Raw genomic sequence first — 24,629 nt, 5'->3', positions numbered from 1 at the left:
AAAATGATTGCCGCCATGATGACGTTGACCGTGCTGGGATCGCTGCTGGGACTGCTGTTGAGTCTGGCCGCCCGCTATTTCCAGGTGCCGAGCGATGCCTTGCGTGAGGACATCATGGAGTTGCTGCCCGGCGTGAACTGCGGGCAGTGCGGTTATCCCGGTTGCGGTGGCGCGGCGGATGCGCTGGTGGCCGGCACCGCCGCGCCGACGCTATGTCCGCCCGGTGGCACGGCATTGGCGCGAGCGTTGGCGGCCAAGCTGGGTCGGGCGATGGATGCGCCGGGAGGTCCGCCACTGCTGGCCGAGATCGACGAAAGCCTGTGCATCGGTTGCGCCCATTGCGGCAAGCTCTGCGCCACCGACGCCATCATCGGCGCGCCCAAGCAGATCCACGCCGTTTTGCGGGAAGCGTGTACGGGCTGCGGTTTGTGTGTCGAGGTGTGCCCGACCGAATGCCTGCAACTGCGTCCCCAAAAACCGACTTTCGATAGCTGGTGCTGGCCCAAGCCGGCGCTGGCGGGAGTGTGAGCGATGCGTCTGCATGACTTCCGTGGCGGGGTCCATCCGCCCAGCCAGAAACATCTCAGCGCCGGGCGGCCGATCGAGTCCCTGCCGTTGCCGGCGCGTCTCTATATTCCGTTGCAGCAACACGCCGGCGCCCCCGCGCTGCCGGTGGTGACGGTCGGCCAACAGGTCGGCAAGGGCGAGTTGCTGGCCCGCGCGCAGGGCGCGACTTCCGCGCCGCTACACGCGCCCAGTTCCGGACGGATCGCCGCCATCGGCGAGTTCACCGCGCCGCACGCCTCGGGGTTGCCGCTACCGACCATCATCCTCGACACCGACGGCGAGGAGCGTTGGGCCGAACGCGCCCCGCCGCCCGATCCCTTCAGCCTAAGCCCGGAAGAAGTCGCCCGCCGGGTCGGCGCCGCCGGCATCGTCGGTATGGGCGGCGCCAACTTTCCGGCGTCGGTCAAGCTCAGCAAAGCGCGCCAGGCCGGTGTGCATACCCTGGTGATCAACGGCGCGGAATGCGAGCCGTATGTGACCTGCGACGATCAACTCATGCGCGAGCGGGCAGGGGAAATCGCCGACGGCATCGCCATCATGCTGCACGCCTTGCAAGCGTCGCGCGCCGTGATCGCCATCGAGAACAACAAGCCGGAAGCGATCCAGGCCATGAGCGACGCCTGTCGGCACGATGCCCGGATCGAGGTATTGGGCCTGCCCAGTCGCTATCCCGCCGGGTCGGCCAAGCAGTTGATTCAACTGCTGACCGGTTTGGAGACGCCAGCCGGCGGGCGCGGCACCGATACGGGACTGCTGGTGCACAACGTTGGTACCGCCTATGCGGCGCATCGGGCGCTGCGCCACGACCGGCCGCTGATCTCGCGCATCGTCACGGTCAGCGGCGGGGCCGTGCCGGAGCCTCGCAACCTGGAGGTTCCCATCGGCGCGCTGGCGGCCGATCTGCTGGCCTATTGCGGCGGCGTCAGCGACGAGCGCGCCCGCCTGCTGATGGGCGGGCCGATGATGGGACAGCCACTGCCCGGACCTCAGGTGCCGGTGATCAAGGGCACCAACGGCATTCTGGCGCTGACTCCCGACGAAGTCGGGGAGGCGGGCGAACCGTCGCCGTGCATCCGCTGCGGTCGCTGTGTGGAAGCGTGTCCGATGGGTCTGCTGCCGCTGGAATTGTCCAAACGGGCGCGCGGCGAGGACTGGGAGGGTATCCAGGCCCTGGGCTTGAACGACTGCATGTCCTGCGGTTCCTGTGCCTATGTCTGTCCGTCGCATATCCCCCTGCCGCAGTACTTCGCCTACGCGCGCGGCATGTTGGCGGCGCAACGGCGCGAGGAACAGAAGGCGCGGCGCACCCGCGAATTGATGGAGCAGCGTCAGGCGCGGTTCGAACGGCAGGAGCGGGCCAAGGCGGAAGCGGCGGCGGCGCGGCGGGCGGCAAAGAAACCACGAACTGTGGTTCTGGAAGCGGATGAAGATTAAGACTTTGCATTGTCAATCAAGGGCCGAGGTATGAATTCAAATTCGTTCGCCGGTGCTCCTCATGCCCACGACCAGGACAGCGTGCCTCGGTTGATGGGCGCGGTGTTGCTGGCGATCCTGCCGGCGACCTTGTACGGCTTGTTCCTGTTCGGCTGGCCGGCGTTCAATCTGCTGACGATCACCGTCCTGGTTGGCTTGGTTTGTGAAGCCGGTTGTCTGTGGCTGGCGGGGCGACCGATCCGACCGGGAGTGATGGACGGTTCGGCGTTGCTGACCGGGGTGTTGCTGGCCCTGTCGCTGCCGCCCTGGGCGCCGTGGTGGATCGGCGCCATCGGCGCCGGCTTCGCCGTCGTGGTCGGCAAGCAGGTGTTCGGCGGCACCGGTCAGAACATTTTCAATCCGGCGATGCTGGCGCGGGTCATGCTACTGGTGTCGTTTCCGGTGGAGATGACGACTTGGTTGACACCGCATCCCTGGTGGTCCGGGACTTCGCCGGGATGGCTGGAAGGCTGGCTGATTACGCTCGGCCATTTCAGCGCAACCGACGGGGTAACGGGTGCCACCATCCTGGGTTACGCCCGCACCGAGTTGGGCATGAATCATTCCCTGGCCCAGATTTTAGCGGGGCATTATCAGGCCAGCGCCGCCGCGCTGGGTTGGACCGGCGGCAGTCTGGGCGAAACCGCTGAATGGCTGGTGTTGCTGGGCGGCTTGTGGTTGCTGCGGCGGCGGGTGATCACCTGGCACATCCCGGTCGGGATGCTGGGCGCGGTGCTGGTGCTGGCCAGCGGTTTCCACCTGCTCGATCCCCAGCGCTTCGCCGATCCCGTGCTGCACCTGTTGTCGGGTGGGCTGATGCTGGGCGCGTTTTTCATTGCCACCGACCCGGTGACGTCGCCAATCTCGTCGTTGGGACAGATCGTGTTCGGCGTCGGCTGCGGTGTGTTGGTGTACATCATTCGCACCTGGGGCGGCTACCCCGAGGGCGTGGCGTTCGCGGTGGTGCTGATGAACGCCGCCACGCCGGTGATCGATCATTACATCCGCCCGCGCGCCTATGGTCGAACCTGGAGCGGCAAGCCGCGACCGGTGCCGGCTCGCGCCAAACAACCGCCCCTGGCGCGGAAATCCGGAGTAGATGCGCGTGATTAGTCACTGGCTGAAACCGGAGATTCGGCAAAGCTCGGGGTATCCGATCCTATTGCTGGGCGGTGTGGCGCTGCTGGTCAGCATGGCGATCGGTATCGCCAACTTGGGGACCCATGCCGATATCGCCCGGCGCCAGTTGGAGGATTTGCAGGCCACTTTGCAACAGGTGGTGCCCGCCGGGTACTACGACAACGATCCGGTGCGCGACACGGTGACCGTGCAAGAGGGCGATCGATCGGTGCGGGTCTACCGGGCGCGGCGCAAGGGCCAGGTGCAAGCGGTGAGTTTCCGAACCACGGCGCCGGGTTACGGCAGTACGGAGATGGTGATGATCATCGGGGTGGATCGCGACGGCAAGCTGCTGGGGGTGCGGGTGATCAGTCACGGCGAGACGCCGGGCTTGGGCGACAAGATCGAACTGAGCCGATCCAACTGGATTTTGAGCTTCAACGGCCGCTCGCTGGACGATCCATCGCCGGCCGGCTGGGGCGTCAAAAAAGACGGCGGAGTATTTGACCAGTTCACCGGCGCGACCATCACGCCGCGCGCGGTGGTCAAGTCGATCAAGGGGGGACTGGAATTTTTTGCCGCTCATCGAGCGGTATTACTGGATGAATCGAGCGGAGGCAATGACCGATGAACGACTATCGCGGCATCTTTGCCGACGGTCTGTGGAACAACAACGTGGTGTTCGCCCAGATGCTGGCGCTGTGCCCGCTGATGGCGGTGACCAGTACCGCCACTAATGGACTCGGCATGGGGTTGGCGACCACGGCCGTGCTGCTGGCGTCCAACATGGTCGTCGCCAGCCTGCGGCACTGGATCGTCCCGGAGGTGCGCATTCCGGTGTTCGTGCTATTGATCGCATCCTTGGTGACATTGGCCGATATGGCGATCAACGCCTGGCTGCACGAGTTATACAAGGTGCTGGGGTTGTTCATTCCGCTGATCGTGGTCAACTGTTGCGTGTTGGGGCGGGCCGAGTCCTTTGCCTCCAAACAGCCGGTACTCGCCGCCGCCGCCGACGGCCTGGCGATGGGGCTGGGTCTGACCCTGGCGTTGGTGCTGATCGGCGCTTGTCGCGAGATCCTGGGCAGCGCCACCTTGTTCGCCCACGCCTCCCTGTTGCTGGGGCCAGCCTTCACCTTTCTGGAAACCACGCTGATTGAGGATTATCGCGGCTTTCTGCTGATGTTGCTGCCGCCGGGCGGTTTTCTGGTGCTGGGATTCTTGCTGGCCGGCAAACGGGTGATCGAGCGGATCACCGAAAAGAGCGAGGTGAAAGAAGAGTTTCACTGTAGTGTCCAGTGATTTACGGTTTGCGATTTCAATGAAGAGTCGTGTGAAGGAGGATCTATGCAAGTCAGTGTCGCTTACGCCGAGTCGGGCCATCAGATCTGGCTGTCCCTGGAGATGCCCGAAGGGAGCACGGTGCAACAGGCCATTGAGTTATCCGGGGTCCTGGACCGTTATCCGCATCTGAATCTCAAGAAAAACAAGATTGGGATTTTTGGCAAACTCGCCAAGCCGACCGCGCCGTTGGAAGCGGGGGATCGGGTCGAAATCTACCGAGCGATCACCGTCGATCCCAAGACCGTGCCGCAACGGAAAATCGCATTGGATGACGATGACGACGACGATTGATTGGGGTCCGGTTTTCTTTTGCGTGAATCAGCGCGCCACGGGCAGCAGCGTCAGCCGATGCCGCGCCGGTCCGGGCAGGAACGGCAGTGGTTGGCCGTCGGCCCAAGCGTCGAACCCGGCCCGGTAGAAAGGCGACAGGGGATGACCGCTCTGGCCGCCGGGCATGTGTAGAATGCCTTCCGTCTCTCGTCCCGGCGCAACCGCCAACCGTTCGGACGAGCCATTGCTGGGGGTCTGTACGCGAGGCATGTATTGATCGCCGGGCAGGGCGCGTACCGGCATGTCCAGCCAAGTGCTCAGCCACGGCAGAATCCGGCTGAAGGGGTGCTGGATATGGATCAGGTTTCGATCCCCCCAGCTTTTCTTGCGCAGCGGCCGGCCGTCGGCGGTCAGTTCCGCCAGCGTCGCGTCCGCCGCGTCCAGCAGTAGCGCCGGCCAGTCGGGATAGCGGGGATCGAGCAGATGCGGTGGCTGTTGGGTGAGCAGTTGCCACAACGGCCCTTCGTGCTGCCTGATCGATGTGTAGTCGAAACGCAGATCCGCTTGCAGGCAGGCGACGGTCAACGGCGCGAACGCCCGTTCCCGGACCTTCAGACGAAAAGCGCGGACCAACCGGTAGCCGACCGAATCCACCGCCGCCCGGCCGCCCCAGTCGCTGACCCACCGGCGCATGTCCTGCCGCCGTGGATCGGCGTGGGCGGCCTCCGGGGTCAGCACCGCCAGCAGCAGGTCGCGCCAGTGCTGGAGAAACAGCGCGCGATCATCGAGTTGCAGCGCCAGGAAACTCGCTTCGTCGAAACGTTGCGCCGACCGCAGGCCGTCGCGAATCTGCCGGGCGCGGGCGCCGAGCGTGTAGCCGCCGTCGCCCAGCCGGTCCAGCCACGTCCCGTCCACCACTCGACCGTTGGCGGTCCACAGCCGGCCATCGGGCGGATCGACGATCCGTGGATATTCGGCTGCTTCCAGCCAGCCGTCCCAGCCGCGCCGGCCATCGGCCCAGGAAGACGGTATGCGGCCCGAGTGGCCGAAGCGGCGCGGAATCGGGCCGGTGAGGGTCCAGGCGATTCGTCCGTCCCCGCTGGCCAGCAGGATGTTCTGCGCCGGCATGCCGGCCTGGTTGGCGACCGTCAGCGCCGCCTCCAGCGTATCGACCCGCTCCAGCCCCTGTGGCCCCAGGTTGAACGCCCGCGGCTCGTGCGCCACCCAGCGCAGCGCCCGCCGCCGACCCCGATGGTCGTGGTCCACCACCGGCCCCCAGACGGTTTCCAGCACCTCCAGCGTTTCGGGCGGCCCGTCCTTGACGGTCAGTGTTTCCCGGACATGGGTAAAGGCGCGCGGCCCGTCGGGAGTCAGATAGTGCTCGTCGTCCACGCCGGGTTCCAGGATCACCAGATCGGCCCAGTCGCCTTCGCTGTTGGTGAAACCCCAGGCGATATGGCCGTTGCCGCCGGCCGCGATGGCGGGCGCTCCGGGCAACATGACGCCGGTGATTCGTCGTTCGCCGCCGGCCTCGGGATAGGCCAGGGTAGCCCGATACCAGATGTTGGGGACGCGCAGCGCCAGATGCATGTCGTTGGCCAGCAGCGCGCCACCGTGCGCGGTCAGTTGCCCGGCGACCGCCCAGTTGTTGCTGCCGCTGGCCGTTTCGGATTCGTCGGTCGGCACGAGTGGAAAGAGCGCGAAAGCCGGCGACGGGTGCGTTCGCGGGTTCGCCGGAACGATATCGACGACCGGCTGACCGCGCAGATCGAACACCTCGGGACCGGGCGGGGGCGGCGATGGGAGTGCTTCCCCCTGCAATGGCGCGTCCCACTCGGTGCCGAGCGGGTCGAGGAAGTCGGCCAAGGCGGGCGGCAGTCGGTCGTGCAGCAGGCCGCGGGTTGATTCACGCGGCCATTGCTGGCCTTGCAGGTTCAGATACATTGCGTACACCGCCAGCGCCGTATCCTCGGCTCGCCAGGGTTCGGGCGTGGCCCGCGGCAACAGGTATTCGAACGGTGGGGCGGCGAGGGCAGCCAGTCCGGCATTGACACCGGCGGCGTAGGCATCGATCAGGGCGCGATCTTCGAGGGGCAGCGTTGCCAGTGCCTGACGGGCACGATGGCGGAAGCGATGCAGGCGGTGGGCGCGATCCAAATCCAGCGCCGTCGGGCCGAACAAGGCCGCCAGCTCGCCGGCCGCCGTGCGCCGCAGCAGATCCATCTGAAAAAATCGTTCCTGGGCGTGGACGAAACCGGTGGCGCGGGCGACATCGAGTCGGTTCGCGCCGCGAATGACCGGTACGCCCAGCGCATCGCGTTCGACGGTGGCCGGCGCGCTCAGTCCGGCCAATATCGCCGCGCCATCCAGTTGGGGCAGGCTGCCGTGCAATCGGCTATACAACCAGATGGCGCCAATGGCCAGCAGCGCCAACAGGCCGATACCGACCAACAGCGCTCGGTGGCGCCAGCGAAAGCGAAACCGCGCCCTGCTCGCAGTCGTGTGCATGCCATGTCGCTCCAAAAAGGAGGAAATTGGCCGTTGTCATTGTCGGATGTCAACCTGTCTTACGGTAGTCCATGTTATCATTCGGCCACTCGCGCAGGTGGTGTTCGCGCGAGTTTTACCAGTTCATATAACAACTTCCGAGGAAACCACCATGGCCAATCATGTTCCCGACAACAGCCGCCGCCGTTTCATCAAGCTGACCGCCGTCGGCTTGGCCGCCGCGCCGTTCGCCAACGCGCTGTTGAGCGGAACCGCCCGAGCGGCGGATATGGTCAGCGAGACCGATCCCACGGCGGCGTCGCTGGGTTACGTGGCCGACGCCACCAAATCCGACAAGCGCAAGGACGCAACGGCGTTATGCCATAATTGTGGCTTGTACACCGGCAAGGCTGGCGAAGAAAGCGGCCCCTGCGCGATTTTCCAGGGTAAACTGGTTCATGCCAACGGCTGGTGCACCGCCTGGACCAAGAAGGCGGCCTGAACCGTTCGAGAATTCAGGGGGCAGGTCTTGCGTTATCCCTGCCCTCTGCCCCCGCGCCATCACTTCCCTCGCTTTCGATCCAAGCGCCAGACGATGTCTTCGACGATGGCGCGATAGAGGTTTTCCTTGAGCACCGCGTCTTCGACGCCGTGATCGATGTTGGGGTTGTCGTTGACTTCGATCACCACCACGCCCTTGGCGGTCTGTTTCAAATCCACGCCGTATAAGCCGTTGCCGATCAGATTGGCGGCCTTGAGCGCCGTCTTGACCACTACCTCCGGTGCATCTTCGACCCGGAAGGTTTTGAAGTCGCCGGCGTGGGTATCGGTCTTTTGGCCGGACTCGTGATTGTAGATCTGCCAGTGCTCCTTGGACATGAAATACTGGCAGACGAACAGCGGCGTCTTGTTGAGAATCCCGACCCGCCAGTCGAACTCGGTGTAGAGAAATTCCTGTGCCAGCAGCAGGTCGGATGACTTGAACAATTTGCCGGCCATGTCCAGCAGTCCGGTCCGATCATTGACCTTGAACACCCCACGCGAGAACGAGCCGTCGGGGATCTTCAGTACGATGGGGTAGTCGATCTCGCTGTCCACCCGCTCCAGATTGTCGCGGCGGACGATGACGGTTTTCGGGGTGCGGACCCGATGGGTACGCAGCAACTCGTCCAGATAGACCTTGTTGGTGCATTTGAGGATGGAGTCGGGGTCGTCGATCACCACCATGCCTTCGCTTTCCGCCTTTTTGGCGAAGGTATAGGTGTAGTGATCGATGCCGGTGGTTTCGCGGATGAACAGCGCGTCGAATTCGGCCAGTCGCCCGAAGTCCTTTTTCTCGATCAGTTCGGCATTGACCCCGCACTCACGGCCGATCTTGATAAATTGTTGCAGGGCTTTGGGGTTGGAGGGCGGCAGGGCCTCCTTGGGGTTGTGCAGCATCGCCAGGTCGTAGCGGTAGTTGCTGCTGCGGACCCGCGGCTGCCGCCAGCGCCGGCTCAGATAGGCCGCCAGCGCCCCGAGAAACATCTCCGACTGCTCCGCCGACAGCGAATGCAGGTGCAGCGCCTTGAGGGTGGCGATGCGCCACTTGCCCTGTAGCCGGAATTCCACCCGCAGCAGCGGTGAGCGGAAGGCGTCGAACAGTTGCCGGGCCAGTTCCTGCAATTCCTTGGCGGCGCACTGGCCGAAGAAGATGTCCAGTTCGAAGGCCGTGGCGGTGAAGCCGGGTCGGGGCTTGCCCAGCACCTGCTGGACGTGATCGTCCAGATCCTCGACATCCAGGCTGTAGATCGACTTGCGGCTGAGGTCGTTGAGGGTACGCACGCTGGGGATCACCCGGTGGCGCCGGGCCTCGGCCAGCAGCGAGCAGTAGTAGCCGACGCTCAGATAGCGGTAGCTGCGACACAGATTCAGTACCCGCAGGCTGCGGCCGGTGGAATATTCGGGCTTGGCCAGATAGTCCTTGGCGGCGACGACGGGCAGGTTGGGAAAATGAGGTTTCCAGTCGGTGGGATTTTCCACCAGGATGATGTGATCGGCCATCGGTGCAAAGCGTCCTGATAAAGCGAGTGTGCGGTTAAGGTGGTTAAGGCGTCGGCGATTCGGAGCGGCGGTTGGATCGATAGAGGATCAGCACGGCTTTTTGCGCGACCTTGCCATAGCGGGCCATGCGCTGGAACTCCCGGTGCGAGATCGGCATGTTGACGGAGTCGGTGACGGTTTCGCCGTTTTCGACATCGACGAATGGGTCGTGGACGTAGATGCAGTGATCGTCGAAACCGGTGACGACCACCCAGTGCGGAAAGCGCTCGCCATAGATGCGGTAGGAGCTGATCAGCACCAGCGGGATACCGCCGGCTTCGAATTTCTGCCGCAGTTCGTCCACGCCCAGGCTGCCGCAACGCAAGACGACCGGCAACTGGCTTAATTCCTCGATCCAGTCTTCCTGCACCAGCCGCATCACTTCCTTTTTTTCCGGGCTGCGCACCGAATCGACCAGGAACACCCCGTCTTCGTTGACGTGGATCTCCAGATCGAAACCGCGCCGGTGGGACGACAACGCCAGTCCGTAGGGACCGCAACCACCGTGGCCGGCGGTCATGAAGATGGTGGTGGCTTCGCGCCACAGCCGCAGTTCCAGTTTGCGATCCAGTTCGAGCGTCGGGTCCAGCGCCTTCATGGCCATCATCAGTGCCGCCGGGCCGCAGGTAAAGTCGAGGGTCTGCTGGTAGTAGGGTACCTTGACCAGATCGAGCTGGAGCTGCGGGACCAGCCGCTTTTCGAAGCGCAGCGCGGTCATGTGGTCTTCGTAATAATCCAGCACTTCCTTGAACTGGCGGTAGCCGTGGCGACGGAACAGATTCAGCGAAGGGGCGTTGTCGCGGCGAACCTCCAGCCGCATCGACACGCAATCGCGCTCCAGGGCGGCGGTCTCGGCGGCTTCCAGCAGGCAGTCGCCGATGTTGCGGCGGGCGAAGTCCGGGTGGACGGCGATGGAGTACAAGCGGGCCATCGAGGTGCCGCGCGAGAACAGCAGCAGCACATAGCCACGAATGCGGCCGGCGTCTTCCTCAACCAGGGTAACCGCGTTGCCGCGGCTCAGCAGATGGCGGAAGCTGCGGCGGGACAGGCGGTCACTGCTGAAGCAACGGTTTTCAATGGTCAACAGAGCCGGAATGTCGTTCCGGGCAGCGGCACGCAGCATGGCGGTTCAGAGGTTCCAAACCCGGAGAGGGGACGGGCGAACGGAGATGGGCGAAGCGGCTTGGCGACTACGGCCAGGACAAGCGCGGGGTACCAACCGGTGAATATTGTTATTATCTCGCAGTATCCACCTCTATCGCCAGTGAAAAACTCATGCCGACCTTGCCACCCTTATTACTGGACCACATCCGCCAACTGATCGCCACCCCCTCGGTGAGCAGCGTGTCGCCACAGTTCGATCAGAGCAACCGGCCGGTCATCGACCTGCTGGCCGGTTGGCTGGAAGATGCCGGTTTCGCGGTGCGGATCGAACCGCTGCCGGAGCGGCCGGACAAGGCCAATCTGATCGCCACGCTGGGGGCGGGGCCGGGCGGGTTGGTGCTGGCCGGGCACACCGATACGGTGCCGTTCGATGCCGGGCGCTGGCGCTACGATCCATTTGGCGGAGAGATAGCGGACGGGCGAATTTACGGCCTGGGCACGGCTGATATGAAGTCCTTCCTGGTGCTGGCGCTGGAAGCGGCGCGGGAATTCGCGGCAGGTCCGTTGCGCCAGCCGCTGGTGATTCTGGCCACGGCGGACGAGGAAAGCAGCATGCACGGCGCGCGGGCGCTGGCGGCGGCCGGCCAGCCGCTGGGTCGGCACGCGGTGATCGGCGAACCGACCGGGCTGAAGCCGGTGCGGATGCACAAAGGCATCCTGATGGAAGCGATCCGGCTGGAAGGCCGCTCGGGTCATTCCAGTAATCCGGCGCTGGGTGTGAGCGCTCTGGAAGGGATGCACCGGGTGATCGGTGAGTTGCTGCGGTGGCGGGCGGAATTGCAGGCGAACCATCGCAATCCGTTGTTCGAGGTCGAGGTGCCGACCCTCAATCTGGGGCACATTCACGGCGGCGACAATCCCAACCGGATCTGCGCCGACTGCGAGCTGCATATCGATATTCGGCCGCTGCCGGGAATGTCCTTGGCGGATCTGCGCGGCGAATTACACGGGCGGTTGGCCCACCTGCTGGCCGATAGTGAATTGCATCTGGGGTTCCTGCCACTGTTCGAGGGAATCGAGGCGCTGGAAACGCCGGCGGCGGCGGCCATCGTGCGAGCCACCGAGGAACTGACCGGCACGCCGGCTGGAGTGGTGAGTTTCGGCACCGAGGGGCCGTATCTGAACGCCCTGGGCATGGAGACGGTGATTCTCGGTCCCGGCGACGTGGAATGCGCCCATCAACCGAACGAATTTCTGCCGTTGGCGACGATTCAGCCGACGCTGGATCTGCTGCGGAGGCTGATCGGGCGGTTTTGCCTGCCATCCGCATGACCAGTCTTCCCCTGATCCTTGGCGCGCTGGGTCCGATCTTCGCGCTGATCCTGCTGGGTCTGGGCCTGCGGCGGCTGGGGTTTCCGGGCGACGGGTTCTGGCCGGCCGCCGAGCGACTGACTTATTTCCTGCTGTTTCCGGCCCTGCTGGTGAATCGCCTGGCGCAGGCGCGGCTGGAAGAGTACGCGGTCGGGCCGGTGGCGGTGGTGGTGGTGGCTTTGTTGTTGGGGATGACGGCGCTGGTGTATGCGTTGCGGCCGTGGCTGGGAGTGGACGGACCGGCCTTTAGCTCGGTATACCAGGGCGCGATCCGCTTTAATACCTATGTGGGGTTGGCGGTGGCGCTGGCGGTGTTTCACGCCGAGGGCGGCACGGTGGCGGCACTGGTGATGGCGCTCATGATCCCGATGATCAACGTGCTGTGCGTGCTGGTGCTGAGCGCGCACGCCGGCCGGGCGGCCAGCGCGGCCAGCGTGTTGCGGGGCTTGATCACCAATCCGCTGATCCTGGGCTGTCTGGTCGGGATCGGCTTGAATCTGAGCGGGATCGGCCTGCCGTGGGGATCGGCGGCGGTGCTGGATATTCTGGCGCGGGCGGCGTTGCCGTTGGGCCTGCTGGCGGTGGGCGCGGGCTTGCGACTGGCGGCGCTGAACCGGCCGGGCCTGCTGGTGGCGACCGGTGTGCTGAAACTGCTGGCGCTGCCGGCGCTGGCGGCGACGTTGTGCTGGCTGGCGCAACCGGGCCGGCTGGAAACGGCGGTGTTGCTGACCTTTGCCGCACTGCCGGGATCGTCCACCGCCTATATCCTGGCGCGGCAACTGGGCGGCGACGCGCCGCTGATGGCGGCGATCGTGACGGTGGAAACGGGGCTGGCGCTGGTGACGCTGCCGCTGGTTCTGGTCTGGGTGGTCTAGCGTGGAATACGTGGAGCGGAGGGGTCATGACCGCGACGGTGCAATTACCACGACATAAGCTGACGGTGGTTGATTTTCAGCGGCTGGGCGCGGCGGGAATTCTGAGCGGGTCCGACCGGGTGGAACTGATCGATGGGGAGTTGATGGATATGGCGCCGATTAGTAGCCTGCATGCGGATTATGTGGATCGGTTGGCGCAAATTCTGACGGTTCAAAATTGTGGCGATTATCGGGTGCGAGTTCAAAATCCCGTGCGACTGGATGACGATGGCGAAGTAACGCCGGACTTGGCGCTGGTGGTGAACCGGGGTTATCGCGACGCGCATCCGACCGCGGGAGATGTGCTGCTGCTGATCGAGGTGGCGGATACCGCGGTGGCCTATGATCGCGAGTTGAAGATCCCGCTGTACGCCCGGAATGGCATCCCGGAGGTGTGGTTGCTGGACGCGACGAAAGGGCGGATGGCGTGCTATCGGGAACCGGTGCTGGGGAATTATCGGGAGAGCCGGACGGCGGAGCCCGATGAGACATTGACCCTGGAGCGGTTGCCGGAGGTCAGGGTCCATTTGGCGGCATTATGGCGTTGATCGAAATCAAAAAAGCTTGGGGTAGGACCTGCGGGTTAATGGGTTAATGGGATGATGGATGCGATGGTTTATCCGCTTGGCTGGAGATTTAGGTGGTGTTATGGAAACCCTTTATGAACGGGATTTGTACGCATGGGCAACGCGAAATGCGGCCCTGCTGCGCGCGGGGCGATGGGCGGAAATTGATCGCATGAACATCGCCGAGGAATTGGAAAGCATGGGACGGAGTGAGCGGCGGGCGTTGGGGAGCCGGTTGGCGGTGTTGTTGATGCATTGCTTGAAATGGCGTTATCAACCGGAACGGCGTGGTCGAAGTTGGCGGGCGACGATTCGGGAGCAACAGCGACAGGTGGCTCGGCTGCTGGCCGATAATCCGAGCCTGCGCCTCGAATTACCGATACTCATGGCGGATGCTTACATTGATGCGGTACTGATGGCGATTGCCGAAACGGGCTTGGAGGAGACGCTGTTTCCAGAGACTTGTCCGTTTGAACTGGAGCAGCTCATGAGCGAGCGCGATGGGTGGGAGCTGATGCCTTAGCTTCCGTGGTGGATTTTGGCCAATGCAGCGGCGGGAGCGGAGCTGGCGCAACTGGAAGTGTGGGGCGGACGGACGTTGGCGACCATTGCTTGAAAGAGGTGTTCGAGGTGAGCGGCGGGCACTAAACGAGCCTGGCTTTCCCGTTTTTATTGCAGTCCTCTTGAAAGGAGCTTGACCATGCAAGCCATTGAATTTGAAGCTATCGCTGATCAGCGCATGCTTCGACTGCCGGACCAGGTGCCCGACGGCGTCAAGCTTCGGGTTTTGCTGCTGTTGGACGACGCGATGAATGAAGTCCACAAGCGGCGGCCAGAGGATAGGCCACGCCGGAAACCATGGCGAAGCTGGCCGGTTCGGTGGTCATGCACGACGACCTGATGACGCCCGTAATGCCGGAAGAGGACTGGGATGCCTTGAAGTGATCCTGCTGCTGGATACGCATGTTTGGGTTCGCTGGGTTGATTCTCAGGCAAACCCCTTATCGCCTGGAATCATCGATTGCATCGAAACCGCCGAGTAATTGGCGGTCAGCGCGGTTACGTGCTGGGAGGTCGCCTGGCTTGTTCGGCGAGGTTGCTTGCAGCTCAGACTGAGTTTGCCCGAGTGGTTCGATCAGGCATTGCAGGGTTCCGATGTGATTTGTATCCCGGTAGATCCATGGCGATGTCCTGGTTCCTACCCTTGAGTGGCAGGTACAGGTAATCTTCCAGCCGTCCGCCCCGACCGGCGATGATGCCAGCATGGCAGACGTGTCGAATGGGCAGCGCCATGTAGATCGATTATGCTCTTACAAAACGTAGAATAAGGTCGATCATGAACGAGAGCTTGAGCATCATCCTGCCGGCCAAGAACGAAGCAGCTAACCTGCCGTCGTTACTGGCCGAGCTGAAAGCGTTGTATCCAGCGGCGGAAATCCTCGTGGTCGACGACGGTTCCACCGACCAGACCGGTGAGGTGGGCCGAGAGTATGGTGCGCGGGTGGTCCGTCACCCGTACTCGTTGGGAAACGGCGCAGCGGTCAAGACCGGCGCGCGCAATGCCAGGGGCGACCTGCTGGTGTTCATGGACGCCGATGGCCAACACGCGCCCGCTGACATCGCTCGATTGTTGGCCAAGTTGGAGGAAGGCTACGAGATGGTGGTAGGGGCGCGGCAAGCGGATACTCATGCCTCACCGGGCCGGCGGTTGGCCAATCACTTCTACAATCGGCTGGCCTCGGTCATGACCGGTTATCGCATTGAGGACCTCACTTCCGGGTTTCGCACTGTCCGCGCTCGGCATTTCCGCAAGTTTCTCTACCTGCTGCCCAACGGTTTTTCTTACCCCACCACCAGTACCATGGCCTTTTTCCGTTCGGGGTTTCCGGTCGCCTACATCCCAATCCGCGCGGGCCAGCGCGGCGGTAAAAGCCACATCCGCCTGCTGCGGGACGGCGCGCGGTTTTTCCTGATCATCCTCAAGGTCGGCGCCCTGTTTTCGCCGATGCGGTTTTTTCTCCCGCTGAGCTTGGTCTTCTTCCTCACCGCCGTGAGTTACTACGGTTACACTTATGCCACTCTGCATCGCTTTACCAACATGAGCGCCGTGTTGCTGATCTATTCCCTGTCGCTGTTTCTGATCGGGCTGGTCTCGGAACAGATCTCCGCCCTACACTACAAGGGGGTCGAGGATGATCAGCGCCGAACCCGGTGGGACGAACGCCGTCGGTTGGCTGCTTCATTCCCGAAAAACACCGCCACGGGTGAGGAGGTAGCGGCGGGTTTTCCCTCTTCCCCATCGCGGGAGGAGGGCGGAGACAAGAGATAAAGGCAACGAACTCTGGCGAGATGAGGGTGGCCATGCCCTGCCGCATCATCTGAGCGTGGTGTTCGGTTATCAGGAGTTGGTGGTGACACGGCGGGAAACGATGAAGTTTTAATTTCTATAAGTCAGGTGTAAACTCATCGTGAAAATAAATTGGGTATGAGGAGAGGCAAACGCTTGTCATGCACCATATGAAGCCACCCGGAAACCATGAATAAGTCAGATACCACCGGCCCTGTGACCGTCTATACGCCGGATTCATCCCTGCGCGATCCGGGTCGATTGATCGGTGAGATGTTCCACGACCTGTGGGCCGGGCGCGAGCTGGCGTGGCGGTTGGCGGTGCGCGACATCAGCGCGCAGTACCGCCAGACTGCCTTGGGCCTGGTTTGGGCGTTTATCCTGCCGCTGGCCAATACGGCGGTCTGGCTGTTCCTGAGCACCAGCGGCATCGTCCGCATGGGTGGGACTGTGCTGCCCTATTCGGTGTACGTTTTCACCGGCACCATGCTGTGGGCGATCTTCATGGAGGCAGCCAACGCCCCCTTGCAGCAGACGAATGCCGCCAAGCCCATGTTGGCCAAGATCAATTTTCCGCGTGAGGCGTTGATCGTCTCGGGCATCTATCAGACGCTGTTCAACGCCGGCATCAAAATTGCCCTGTTGTTGCCGGCCATTATGTTGCTGGGGGTTTTTCCGAGCTGGGGCTTGTTGCTGTTCCCGCTGGCGGTTTTGGCGTTGATTCTCGCGGGCACGGCATTTGGTTTGGTTCTCACTCCAGTGGGGATGCTGTATACGGATATTGGCAAGTCGTTTCCGTTGGTCATGCAGTTTTTGATGTATTTGACGCCGGTGGTGTTTGCCATGCCGTCCGGCGGTTGGGCCGCGACGGTCTTTCAGCTCAATCCGCTGACACCGTTGATTCTGACTGCCCGCGACTGGCTGACGGGCATGATGCCGGAGTATCTGGGGTTTTTTCTGGGGGTGAACCTGGCGACTTTGGTCTTATTGTTCGTGATGTGGATTGTGTTTCGCGCCGCCATGCCCATTCTGATTGAGCGGATGAGCGCCTGAGTTCGCTGGTCCCCGAGACTGAAAACTGAAAACCTGATGGAACCGACTCCGACTCCGCATGATTGCTTCTTTCGCGAGAACTTCGGGCGATTGGTGATTGCTCAGGATTTCCTGCGGTGTGAATTGCCCGCGTCGCTGCTGGCCGAGATCGATTTGACCGCTTTGACCATCGCCAAGGATACCTACGTATCTCCAGATTTGCGGCAAGTCTATTCGGACCTGGTCTATACCGTGCGCCATCGGGGAAGCCCTCTGCGGATTTATTTGCTGTTTGAGCACAAGAGTCGGCCTGAGCACTGGGTGTTATTGCAATTGCTACGCTATATCGTGGCCGGGGGTGACGAATACCGTAAACAGCATTCGAAGGCGCGTCATCTGCCGCCCGTTTATCCTTTGGTGTTGTATCATGGGCAACAGCAGTGGCGAGTTCCAGCGAATTTTCATGAGTTGGTGGCTCCATTGCCCGAGGCGCTGGCGCCGTATGTTCCGCGGTTTCGCTACGCCCTGCATGATATCTCCCCACGTGGCAGCACTGAAATTAAAGGTGAAGCGTTGACTCGCCTGGTGCAGTTGGCGCTACGGCATATCTACAGCAACCAGCCACTGGAACGCTTACGGGAGTTGTTGAGGTTGATCGAGCAGGTCATCGAACAACCGACCGCTCTGGAGATTCTGGAATCGTTGTTGCGTTATTATGTCCAAGGTACGCAGCGACTGAACGAACAAGACGTGCGATCACTGTTGCAAGAGACCCATAGCGGAGAACCTCTTATGCAAACTTTCATTGATAAATACATCGAACAGGGCTTACAGCAGGGCTTACAGCAGGGTTTACAGCAGGGTTTACAGCAGGGCTTACAGCAGGGCGAACGACGTGGTGAAGCCACGATGCTATTGCGATTGCTCGAACGCAAATTCGGCCCGCCAAGCGAGTCTGTACGTGCGCGAATTATTCAAGCGGATGCTGAGACGCTGCTTCGTTGGTTCGATCAGGGTGTCATCGCACAAAGTCTGGATGAAGTCCTGCACTAAATATAAGCTCAGTCCTTACAGTTTAAAACTCCGATGTCTGACTCACTGGTTATCGTCGAAAACGTCTCGAAAAAATTCTGCCGCAGCCTCAAGCGCTCCTTGTGGTATGGGATGCAGGATCTTAGTAATGAGCTATTGGGACGTCGGCATGGCGGCGACGGGGAGTTGCGCCCGGATGAGTTCTGGGCGGTGAACGATGTGAGCTTCGAACTCAAGCGTGGTGAGTGTTTGGGATTGATCGGACGCAACGGGGCAGGTAAAACCACGCTGCTGCGGATGCTCAACGGCTTGATCAAACCGGATGCGGGGCGGATCGAGATGCGCGGGCGGGTGGGGGCACTGATTGCCTTGGGAGCCGGGTTCAACCCCATCCTGACCGGGCGCGAGAACATCTATGTCAATGCTTCGGTGTTGGGCCTGACCCGCCACGAGATCGACCGCAGGATAGGCGACATTATCGACTTCGCAGAGTTGCACGACTTCATCGATACGCCTGTGCAAAGCTACAGTTCAGGCATGCAGATGCGGCTAGGCTTTTCCATCGCATCTGCCCTCGAACCCGATGTGCTGCTGCTGGACGAAATCCTGGCGGTGGGTGATACGGCCTTTCGCAGCAAGTGCTTCCAGCGCATCGGCGAAGTACTGGAAAGAGCAGCCGTAATTTTCGTCAGTCACAGCGAGTCGCAGGTCAGCCGGATCTGCGACTCCACGCTGCTGCTGGATGCCGGAACTGTCAGCCATCTAGGTGAAACGGCCGAGGGGCTACGTCATTATAGTGAGGGCCAACAGACACCAGAGTCACCTTACCGGTTGATTGCCGATAAGCGAATTTCGTCAATATACCTATCGCCCTTGCCCGCGCGCATCGCTTGGTGCGACATCCTTAAGTTTGAATTTGCCATTGCGGTTACCGAAAACATCACGATTGGGCTGATATTGGTACATTTCTCGATCGAGAACGAATTCAAGGCAAATTCTATCGTTCGCCTTGATCAGTCCGATGTCCTAGAACTAGGTGGCGGATCGCATGTGCTGCAATTTGAGCTAGGGCCTATTCAACTTGCGCATGGCCGCTATCAGATCAGTATCAGTTTATTCGACCGCTCGGGAAAGGTTACGGTTACACAAGCACTTAATGCCGGCATAGTCGAAATTACAGGCCCGGTTGGTGGCGGTGTAAGTCATTTCTTCCCGATGACAGTAAACTTCGACCATCATGAAATCCCATCGGCAAGATGAACTCAATAATTCCTCATGCCGGAATTCGCCCCGATACGGATAGGATATTGTCCCAATACGCTCCTGAACACAATCGGCTCAAGGCCTACATTGATGGGTACAAGTTGGGGATTGTGAAGCTACATCTAGGTTGCGGCGGCATACGTTGGCGTGATTTCATCAATGTCGACATGTATCCAGCCGAGGCCGGCACTCCCGACAGTTCGCGCATTGGCTGCGTGGCCGACGTGTTCGCGGACATGCGCAAGCTAGGACTTGCTAATTACTCTGTCGATGAAATCTTCACCTCGCATACCATCGACCACTTCCCCCGCTGGGAAGCCATCGACATGTTTCGTGACTGGTATCGCATGCTGAAGCCTGACGGGTTGCTGGTCATCGAGGCGGCGGACTTCGTACGCTGCGTACTGTGGCTGCTACACCCAAACCGTAGTAAGCGTATCTCTGCCAAGAACCAGTTTTACGGAAACCAATGGGACCGCATCGACTTCGAGACGCACCGCTACTTGTGGAGCGCCCGTGAACTCGTCGGAGTCCTGCGTGATATCGGTTTCCGCAAGGTGAGCTTCAGCCATGCGACGCTTACGCACCACCCTGGGCGAGACATGCATGTCGAGGCCGTCAAATGAACACGCGATCCAACCTGCTACGGAAACAATGATCCTATGGCACTCCATCGGAAATTGATGGCCTTGATCACTTCGGCAAGAGGCCTGCTGCACCCGAAGCAGGGCGGCGTATCGAACGCCCGTCGGGAAAGTAATGCCTGGCTGCGCCAGCATTGTATGGCCATCCAAGGCAAGGTGCTGTCGATCGGGAGTGGCAACGATTCGGATGGGGAGGGTAGTCATTACCGGGATTACTTCGCCGCCGCAGTGTCCTATACGACATCCGAAGTCGGCCCAAACTTCGGATGCGATCTGGTCCTCGATGTACGGTCTATGCCCGAACTTAGCGATGGTTCCTTCGATTGTGTTTATTGCAGCGGTGTGCTCGAGCACGTCGATGACTTTCACGCTGGCTTTGCCGAGATCACTCGAATACTTGCCGACGGCGGCACACTGCTCCTTGGCCTGCCGTTCCGGCAGCCGATCCACATGAGCCCTAACGACTTCTGGCGATTCACAGAGTTCGGCATACGGCGCCTATTGCGGGATGCCTATGAGATTCAGGATGTAGTCACCATCGATACACTTCAGGGAGCCGAATTCCCTGCCGCATACTGGGCCAAGGCGATCAAGAAGGAACTGGAACACTCACCTACTGCCTCTGCATGTATAGGAGCCAAATAAAGATGGGGGCGCTGGTACATATCAAGCTATCCGACCTCGGCTGGATACAAGAGAGGCAAGCAAGGGAAATATGCAGTCGCCTTCCCTATGTGTCATACGGTTTAGAGGAAGACAGGCGAGCACGGATCCAATACTACATGACCTACGGCTGTCGCGGCGAACGGATATCCCCAATCGAGATCGGTTTTTTCACCCACCGAGAACGTGACAAAGCGGCACGTGACCTGTTCGAGAAGGTTGCGAGGGAGGTGGATGTGTGTGTCGCCATGGCAGACGCGACCGCCGACATCATCCGTTCGTTTGGTAGCTATCGAACAGAAATCATTTCCCCGGGCGTAGATCTCGCCGCCTTCTATCCAGTGGTCAAGCTTGGCGTTGTCGGACGAACCTACGCCACCGGGCGTAAGGGAGAAGGCATCGTATCGGCTGTCATGGACATCCCCCGTATCGAATGGCATTTCACCGGACATGGCTGGCCAGGGCACACAACCAGTTCTATGGCAACCAGTGGGATCGCCTGGAATATGAAACCCACCGCTATGTTTGGAGCGCGCGCGAGCTGGTCCGAGTGCTCCGTGATATCGGCTTTCAACGGGTGTCGTGTTCGCATGCGACCTGGACGCATTACCCGGGACGGGACATGTATGTCGAAGCCCATAAGTGAATGATCGCATCTATTTAGAGAACAGCTTCTCTTGCCGGTTTAAGGGGCGGACGATGGGACTTCGGAGCATTCTGATATACACCCATGAATTTCCTCCATTTAAGGGCGGGGCTGGTGTCTACAGTCACGATCTGGCAGTGGGGCTTATCTCGCTCGGTGTCGAGGTGCATGTTCTGACGCCACAGCCAAGTGTGGAGACGGGTTCAACCGACCTTAAAGACATCCATATCCATTTCCTAGCAAGGACGAGTACCAGGATCTCCACGCAGCATGCCCTTTGTTGTCTACAATTGAAATATCGATTTGATGTAATTCTGGTGACGGAGCGCCGTGCGCAAGAGAAATTCGCCCGGATGTCGAAAGGCTTATTTTCCTATGCGACGGTATTGCATGGTTCCGAAATCCTAATTTATTTCAGGGATCACGCAACGAAGCTGCCAGTACTTCGCGACCGCATGATCGCCTATTACAAAGAAGCAATAGGATGTATTGCGGTTAGTAAGGCAACGGCCGCTTTGACGAGAAGGGTGTTCCCTGGTCAGCTACGGTGTACCGTAGTGCCGAATGGTATAGACACTAGTCGCCTACTAGATGCGGACCCGGATGATGTAAAGTCGTTACGCCAGTCGCGTCCGCCAGACTCCAGGATCATTTTCTGCCTTGCCCGGCTGGATTTGGACAAAGGGCATGACATACTGATTCGGGCATTCGCTCTGGTTCGCCACGTTTACACGCGCGCGTACCTGGTGATCGGGGGCATGGGGCCTTATCGCGCCGCTTTGGAGGAGTTGTGCGTCGAACTGCAGCTTGAGAGCTGCGTCGACTTTGTCGGGGAAGTCCCTTCCTCGATGTTGCCAGCCTATTTCACGTTGTGCGATGTGTTTGCATTAACGAGTAAATGCGAGCGGCGCTGGGAGGGGTTTGGGCTGGTCTACTTGGAAGCCGGCTATTACGGAAAGCCCGTGATTGGTGGACATGAGGGCGGGGTACCTGAAGCGATTGCGCATCTGGAAAGCGGTTTGCTTGTCAACCCGCGCGACAGCGAAGCCGTGGCAATTGGCATAATCGCATTGCTATCTGATAGGGATATGGCTATGGAGATGGGAGCAAGAGGACGACAGCGCGTCCTAAGTTATTTCAATGCGAGGCGCATGGCGAAGGATACTCTAGAGTATTTGGAAACGAAAGTCCGAATTCATGAGAATGTCGGCCGCTTCGTGAATATCAAATTGTGGGCTTGTCGTTATTTATGCGCGCTGATTTTATTTGTCAAAGGTTTGCCGCGTCTTTCTGATAAAGTTTGACATGAAATTCTTGATATTTATTCCTTGCTTTACCCATGGTGGTGCCGAGAAGCAAGCATCCATTCTGGCGATGCATCTTAAGGAGATCGGCCATTACGTCGAAGTCTGGGGATTGCCCTCACGTGGAAAGGGAACCCCTCTTTTGGAGCTGCTTACTACTGCTGGAATTACTTGTCGACAGTTAGACCGCTGGCCATCATTCGGTTGGATTTATCAAGATGCAGGGCTAAATCCGGCATCTTTCTTACTCCGTGCATTTCTGCGGCTTCTTCGCAATCGGAAACTTTGCGCAGAGCTTCCTCGACAGCGATTTGATATTGTTATTCCATTCACAATCACCCCATCTGTATTAACTCTGCTATGTCGAAAGCAACTGGGTGTGAGAATCTTCTGGAATCATCGAAGCGGATATGATAACGGAAGTTTTATTTACAACCGTTACTTTGTAAGACTGGCTACCAGCGCCAATGTGGAATTCGTGGCAAATTCCCAGGATGGGGCGCATTTTGTCGCAGATACATTCAATCAGCCCCTCGCGTCTGTATCTATTATTCCTAATGCTTTTGTCCCTGATGGAACCTGGAAGACGCTACCAACTTTTGAGCGACATAGAACAAATAAAAGGAATACTTTGCGCTTGCTTCATCTCGCCAACCTGAATCGAGAAAAGGACATCTGGACGGCTCTGGAAGCTATAAGAATACTCAAGAAAGATGGTAGCAATGTTTTGCTGGACATTGCTGGGTTTACGCCGTTTAAGGAAGATGAGCGCCGATTACTTGAGGAAATATCGAGGGAAGATCTATTTGGGTCGGTTCGCTTCTGTGGCCCTCTGGGTCGCGCTGAACTAGAGCAGTGGCTTATCGACGCTGATATAGGCCTATTGTCCACACGGTGTGAAGGAACATCGAACAGCATTTTGGAGTATATGTATGCGAGGTTACCAATAATTGGTACCGACATTCCTGGAATTAGAGAATTACTACCAGAGGAAAACCGGAAGTGGTTGTTTCCCGTTGGGGATAGCGAAAAGCTTGCCTCCCTGATTCAAAAGATGAGCGAATCTGAGGAATTGAGGATGCACCTGGGTGCGGAAAACTGCGCCCATGTGGAGAGGAAATTCTCCATGTTGGCGACCATGCAACAGTGGGAGCGCGTCTTAAAAATCACTCATAAAGCCCCATAAATTAAGTTTAATGCGAAGAAAATATATGACCTTTACTTACATATAGTCTTCCCAATGCTGATTCGTACATCGCTAGGGCTGCTCGAAAGGATTTAGTCATTAAAACAGTAGGTTACTTGTAAGAAATGTCCAGTTCTAGATTGGGGCCTCTATATTATCCACCGATCTCATGAGCATTGAAATTATCTCACGCTGAGCACCGAGCTCGACATGGAAAAATATTCACCTCTTGTATCAATCTTGATACCTAGCTATCAAGTCGAAGAATTTATTCTTGCCACAGTAGAATCGGCGGCATCGCAGACATATTCTAAAATCGAGATTATAGCGGTCGCTGATGGTTGCACGGATGGCACCGTCGATATATTGCGTGATTATGGTAGGCATGATTCTAGGTTGCACATAATTGCTCTCGACAAAAACGAAGGTGTTCATTTAGCCCGCGTACGCGCTATGTCCGCAGCCCAAGGTGAGTTTGTCGGATTCCTTGATGCGGATGACTGGTTGCAACCGGAGTTTGTAGAACGCATGGTTTCCGCCATGACGCTGGGTCATGCCGATATTGTTATTTGCGGCATTCGCTATGCAACGAAAGACGGCACGCAAGGGGTGCACAAGGTAAGATTCGGACGTAGTGAACTTGTCGACAAGGATATACTGCGCAGGTTCTGTGATCTTGGGTTCGGCACCGGCTCTTTGTGTAACAAGCTTTATCGTCGAGAAGCAATAGAGCCGTTCTTATCTCAAGACTTCGGCGAAACAGTTCCTATTAACGAAGATTATATCGTTAATTTTGGTGCATTCGCTACAGCTAAACGAGTTTGTCTATTATCAAATACGCTTTATTTCTACCGACAACATCCAAGTAGTGTTACCGCATCATCGCATCGTGCAAAGGTCTTTGCACTCATGTTACGTGCCTATATTGTTTGTCTTGAAACCTATGTCGGGCGTATCTCACAAGCCGAGGAATTGGTAGATACGTTGTATGCCGCGCAATTTCACTACGATGCATATCGAGTTGATTCGAGAATCGCCTTGACCGAATATGCTGACCACATCGCAGAGTCACTCAAACGGCTTGCAATAATCCACCCAACAGCCATTTATGGACTGATGCATCTATTTGAAAAACCGGCTCGGAGGCCGAGTTTGCTATGGTGCATTTTACGTAGTGTCGTGCGGCGTGCGAAATCCTTATTTTCTAACTAATTA

General features: G+C 59.4%; 25 protein-coding genes. 21 read left to right on the top strand and 4 right to left on the bottom strand.

The genetic code is table 11. The annotated features are described in order from the left end of the window. Window positions 1-3 precede the first annotated feature (3 nt). Genes IPM89_07790 through IPM89_07765 form a run of 6 tightly spaced genes read left to right on the top strand, consistent with a single transcriptional unit; the run spans window position 4 to window position 4,794 of the window. Window positions 4-528 (top strand): RnfABCDGE type electron transport complex subunit B, encoded by a 525-nt coding sequence (locus IPM89_07790; GenBank protein ID QQS55670.1) that lies wholly within the window; start codon window positions 4-6, stop codon window positions 526-528. A gap of 3 nt (window positions 529-531) precedes the next feature. After that, the gene (rsxC, locus tag IPM89_07785) at window positions 532-2,001 is read left to right on the top strand and encodes an electron transport complex subunit RsxC (GenBank protein ID QQS55669.1); all 1,470 of its coding nucleotides are present in this window, start codon (window positions 532-534) and stop codon (window positions 1,999-2,001) included. A 30-nt stretch (window positions 2,002-2,031) separates the two neighbouring features. Continuing rightward, a complete protein-coding gene (locus IPM89_07780) occupies window positions 2,032-3,153 on the top strand; it encodes an RnfABCDGE type electron transport complex subunit D (protein ID QQS55668.1) in 1,122 nt (373 codons plus the stop codon). Then, window positions 3,140-3,790 (top strand): electron transport complex subunit RsxG, encoded by a 651-nt coding sequence (rsxG, locus tag IPM89_07775; protein ID QQS55667.1) that lies wholly within the window; start codon window positions 3,140-3,142, stop codon window positions 3,788-3,790. The genes IPM89_07780 and rsxG overlap by 14 nt, the downstream gene beginning before the upstream one ends. Beyond that, complete coding sequence (locus tag IPM89_07770) at window positions 3,787-4,461, top strand: electron transport complex subunit E (GenBank protein QQS55666.1); 675 nt, start codon at window positions 3,787-3,789, stop codon at window positions 4,459-4,461. Before rsxG ends, IPM89_07770 begins: the two co-directional genes overlap by 4 nt. Window positions 4,462-4,506: 45 nt before the next feature. Further along, window positions 4,507-4,794 carry an RnfH family protein gene (locus tag IPM89_07765; protein QQS55665.1) on the top strand — a complete coding sequence of 96 codons (288 nt, stop codon included), beginning with the start codon at window positions 4,507-4,509 and terminating at the stop codon, window positions 4,792-4,794. Window positions 4,795-4,821: 27 nt separating this feature from the next. Here the strand turns inward: IPM89_07765 and IPM89_07760 are convergent, their stop codons facing one another. After that, a complete protein-coding gene (locus tag IPM89_07760) occupies window positions 4,822-7,281 on the bottom strand; it encodes a penicillin acylase family protein (GenBank protein ID QQS55664.1) in 2,460 nt (819 codons plus the stop codon). Window positions 7,282-7,432: 151 nt separating this feature from the next. On the opposite strand from IPM89_07760, the gene IPM89_07755 reads away from it, so the two are divergent. Further along, entirely contained in the window at window positions 7,433-7,762 is a 330-nt protein-coding gene (locus IPM89_07755; GenBank protein QQS55663.1) for a high-potential iron-sulfur protein, read from the top strand. A 59-nt stretch (window positions 7,763-7,821) separates the two neighbouring features. On the opposite strand, the gene IPM89_07750 is transcribed toward IPM89_07755, so the two are convergent. Together IPM89_07750 and IPM89_07745 are read right to left on the bottom strand one after the other, a co-directional pair. Next, complete coding sequence (locus IPM89_07750) at window positions 7,822-9,303, bottom strand: RimK family protein (GenBank protein QQS55662.1); 1,482 nt, start codon at window positions 9,301-9,303, stop codon at window positions 7,822-7,824. Window positions 9,304-9,346: 43 nt separating this feature from the next. After that, entirely contained in the window at window positions 9,347-10,465 is a 1,119-nt protein-coding gene (locus IPM89_07745; GenBank protein QQS55661.1) for a GNAT family N-acetyltransferase/peptidase C39 family protein, read from the bottom strand. Window positions 10,466-10,617: 152 nt separating this feature from the next. Between IPM89_07745 and argE the strand changes: the two genes are divergently transcribed. The 4 genes from argE to IPM89_07725 all read left to right on the top strand — a co-directional run bounded on the left by argE (window position 10,618) and on the right by IPM89_07725 (window position 13,820). Beyond that, window positions 10,618-11,778: an acetylornithine deacetylase gene (gene argE, locus IPM89_07740; protein ID QQS55660.1), complete on the top strand. Its 1,161-nt coding sequence runs from the start codon at window positions 10,618-10,620 to the stop codon at window positions 11,776-11,778. Further along, complete coding sequence (locus IPM89_07735; GenBank protein ID QQS55659.1) at window positions 11,775-12,692, top strand: AEC family transporter; 918 nt, start codon at window positions 11,775-11,777, stop codon at window positions 12,690-12,692. The genes argE and IPM89_07735 overlap by 4 nt, the downstream gene beginning before the upstream one ends. Window positions 12,693-12,718: 26 nt before the next feature. Continuing rightward, the gene (locus tag IPM89_07730; GenBank protein QQS55658.1) at window positions 12,719-13,279 is read left to right on the top strand and encodes a Uma2 family endonuclease; all 561 of its coding nucleotides are present in this window, start codon (window positions 12,719-12,721) and stop codon (window positions 13,277-13,279) included. 100 nt (window positions 13,280-13,379) lie between these two features. Continuing rightward, complete coding sequence (locus tag IPM89_07725) at window positions 13,380-13,820, top strand: DUF29 domain-containing protein (GenBank protein QQS55657.1); 441 nt, start codon at window positions 13,380-13,382, stop codon at window positions 13,818-13,820. A 250-nt stretch (window positions 13,821-14,070) separates the two neighbouring features. Here IPM89_07725 and IPM89_07720 read toward each other — a convergent pair whose 3' ends face one another. Continuing rightward, entirely contained in the window at window positions 14,071-14,262 is a 192-nt protein-coding gene (locus IPM89_07720; GenBank protein QQS55656.1) for a hypothetical protein, read from the bottom strand. 371 nt (window positions 14,263-14,633) lie between these two features. Between IPM89_07720 and IPM89_07715 the strand changes: the two genes are divergently transcribed. From IPM89_07715 to IPM89_07670, 10 genes are all read left to right on the top strand, one after another. Continuing rightward, window positions 14,634-15,626 (top strand): glycosyltransferase family 2 protein, encoded by a 993-nt coding sequence (locus tag IPM89_07715; protein ID QQS55655.1) that lies wholly within the window; start codon window positions 14,634-14,636, stop codon window positions 15,624-15,626. A gap of 207 nt (window positions 15,627-15,833) precedes the next feature. Then, complete coding sequence (locus tag IPM89_07710; GenBank protein ID QQS55654.1) at window positions 15,834-16,697, top strand: ABC transporter permease; 864 nt, start codon at window positions 15,834-15,836, stop codon at window positions 16,695-16,697. A gap of 36 nt (window positions 16,698-16,733) precedes the next feature. Beyond that, window positions 16,734-17,729: an Rpn family recombination-promoting nuclease/putative transposase gene (locus tag IPM89_07705; protein ID QQS55653.1), complete on the top strand. Its 996-nt coding sequence runs from the start codon at window positions 16,734-16,736 to the stop codon at window positions 17,727-17,729. Window positions 17,730-17,762: 33 nt separating this feature from the next. Then, window positions 17,763-18,968: an ABC transporter ATP-binding protein gene (locus IPM89_07700; protein ID QQS55652.1), complete on the top strand. Its 1,206-nt coding sequence runs from the start codon at window positions 17,763-17,765 to the stop codon at window positions 18,966-18,968. Window positions 18,969-19,015: 47 nt separating this feature from the next. Further along, complete coding sequence (locus IPM89_07695; GenBank protein ID QQS55651.1) at window positions 19,016-19,597, top strand: methyltransferase domain-containing protein; 582 nt, start codon at window positions 19,016-19,018, stop codon at window positions 19,595-19,597. Window positions 19,598-19,654: 57 nt separating this feature from the next. Next, entirely contained in the window at window positions 19,655-20,260 is a 606-nt protein-coding gene (locus IPM89_07690; protein ID QQS55650.1) for a class I SAM-dependent methyltransferase, read from the top strand. Between the two features lie 137 nt (window positions 20,261-20,397). Further along, window positions 20,398-20,928, top strand: a complete 531-nt coding sequence (locus tag IPM89_07685; GenBank protein QQS55649.1) for a hypothetical protein — start codon at window positions 20,398-20,400, stop codon at window positions 20,926-20,928. Continuing rightward, complete coding sequence (locus tag IPM89_07680) at window positions 20,921-22,228, top strand: glycosyltransferase family 4 protein (protein QQS55648.1); 1,308 nt, start codon at window positions 20,921-20,923, stop codon at window positions 22,226-22,228. The genes IPM89_07685 and IPM89_07680 overlap by 8 nt, the downstream gene beginning before the upstream one ends. Window position 22,229: 1 nt before the next feature. Then, window positions 22,230-23,414, top strand: a complete 1,185-nt coding sequence (locus tag IPM89_07675) for a glycosyltransferase family 4 protein (GenBank protein QQS55647.1) — start codon at window positions 22,230-22,232, stop codon at window positions 23,412-23,414. A gap of 210 nt (window positions 23,415-23,624) precedes the next feature. Then, window positions 23,625-24,626 (top strand): glycosyltransferase family 2 protein, encoded by a 1,002-nt coding sequence (locus tag IPM89_07670; protein QQS55646.1) that lies wholly within the window; start codon window positions 23,625-23,627, stop codon window positions 24,624-24,626. The last annotated feature ends 3 nt before the right edge of the window (window positions 24,627-24,629 follow it).

It is taken from the genome of Candidatus Competibacteraceae bacterium, assembly GCA_016699715.1.
Taxonomy (GTDB): domain Bacteria; phylum Pseudomonadota; class Gammaproteobacteria; order Competibacterales; family Competibacteraceae; genus Competibacter.
The sequence above is the reverse complement of the archived record's forward strand: the minus strand, read 5'-3'. Positions and strand labels throughout refer to the sequence as shown.

What these genes read in the sequence shown, in the direction of transcription:
- IPM89_07720 (QQS55656.1), bottom strand. Translation starts at nt 14,262, where the DNA reads ATGCGTATCCAGCAGCAGGATCACTTCAAGGCATCCCAGTCCTCTTCC.
- IPM89_07765 (QQS55665.1), top strand. Translation starts at nt 4,507, where the DNA reads ATGCAAGTCAGTGTCGCTTACGCCGAGTCGGGCCATCAGATCTGGCTG.
- rsxC (QQS55669.1), top strand. Translation starts at nt 532, where the DNA reads ATGCGTCTGCATGACTTCCGTGGCGGGGTCCATCCGCCCAGCCAGAAA.
- IPM89_07760 (QQS55664.1), bottom strand. Translation starts at nt 7,281, where the DNA reads ATGCACACGACTGCGAGCAGGGCGCGGTTTCGCTTTCGCTGGCGCCAC.
- argE (QQS55660.1), top strand. Translation starts at nt 10,618, where the DNA reads ATGCCGACCTTGCCACCCTTATTACTGGACCACATCCGCCAACTGATC.
- IPM89_07790 (QQS55670.1), top strand. Translation starts at nt 4, where the DNA reads ATGATTGCCGCCATGATGACGTTGACCGTGCTGGGATCGCTGCTGGGA.
- IPM89_07710 (QQS55654.1), top strand. Translation starts at nt 15,834, where the DNA reads ATGAATAAGTCAGATACCACCGGCCCTGTGACCGTCTATACGCCGGAT.
- IPM89_07770 (QQS55666.1), top strand. Translation starts at nt 3,787, where the DNA reads ATGAACGACTATCGCGGCATCTTTGCCGACGGTCTGTGGAACAACAAC.
- IPM89_07690 (QQS55650.1), top strand. Translation starts at nt 19,655, where the DNA reads ATGGCCTTGATCACTTCGGCAAGAGGCCTGCTGCACCCGAAGCAGGGC.
- IPM89_07780 (QQS55668.1), top strand. Translation starts at nt 2,032, where the DNA reads ATGAATTCAAATTCGTTCGCCGGTGCTCCTCATGCCCACGACCAGGAC.
- IPM89_07675 (QQS55647.1), top strand. Translation starts at nt 22,230, where the DNA reads ATGAAATTCTTGATATTTATTCCTTGCTTTACCCATGGTGGTGCCGAG.
- IPM89_07750 (QQS55662.1), bottom strand. Translation starts at nt 9,303, where the DNA reads ATGGCCGATCACATCATCCTGGTGGAAAATCCCACCGACTGGAAACCT.
- IPM89_07715 (QQS55655.1), top strand. Translation starts at nt 14,634, where the DNA reads ATGAACGAGAGCTTGAGCATCATCCTGCCGGCCAAGAACGAAGCAGCT.
- IPM89_07700 (QQS55652.1), top strand. Translation starts at nt 17,763, where the DNA reads ATGTCTGACTCACTGGTTATCGTCGAAAACGTCTCGAAAAAATTCTGC.
- IPM89_07745 (QQS55661.1), bottom strand. Translation starts at nt 10,465, where the DNA reads ATGCTGCGTGCCGCTGCCCGGAACGACATTCCGGCTCTGTTGACCATT.
- IPM89_07705 (QQS55653.1), top strand. Translation starts at nt 16,734, where the DNA reads ATGGAACCGACTCCGACTCCGCATGATTGCTTCTTTCGCGAGAACTTC.
- IPM89_07685 (QQS55649.1), top strand. Translation starts at nt 20,398, where the DNA reads ATGACCTACGGCTGTCGCGGCGAACGGATATCCCCAATCGAGATCGGT.
- IPM89_07755 (QQS55663.1), top strand. Translation starts at nt 7,433, where the DNA reads ATGGCCAATCATGTTCCCGACAACAGCCGCCGCCGTTTCATCAAGCTG.
- IPM89_07735 (QQS55659.1), top strand. Translation starts at nt 11,775, where the DNA reads ATGACCAGTCTTCCCCTGATCCTTGGCGCGCTGGGTCCGATCTTCGCG.
- rsxG (QQS55667.1), top strand. Translation starts at nt 3,140, where the DNA reads ATGCGCGTGATTAGTCACTGGCTGAAACCGGAGATTCGGCAAAGCTCG.
- IPM89_07670 (QQS55646.1), top strand. Translation starts at nt 23,625, where the DNA reads ATGGAAAAATATTCACCTCTTGTATCAATCTTGATACCTAGCTATCAA.
- IPM89_07725 (QQS55657.1), top strand. Translation starts at nt 13,380, where the DNA reads ATGGAAACCCTTTATGAACGGGATTTGTACGCATGGGCAACGCGAAAT.
- IPM89_07730 (QQS55658.1), top strand. Translation starts at nt 12,719, where the DNA reads ATGACCGCGACGGTGCAATTACCACGACATAAGCTGACGGTGGTTGAT.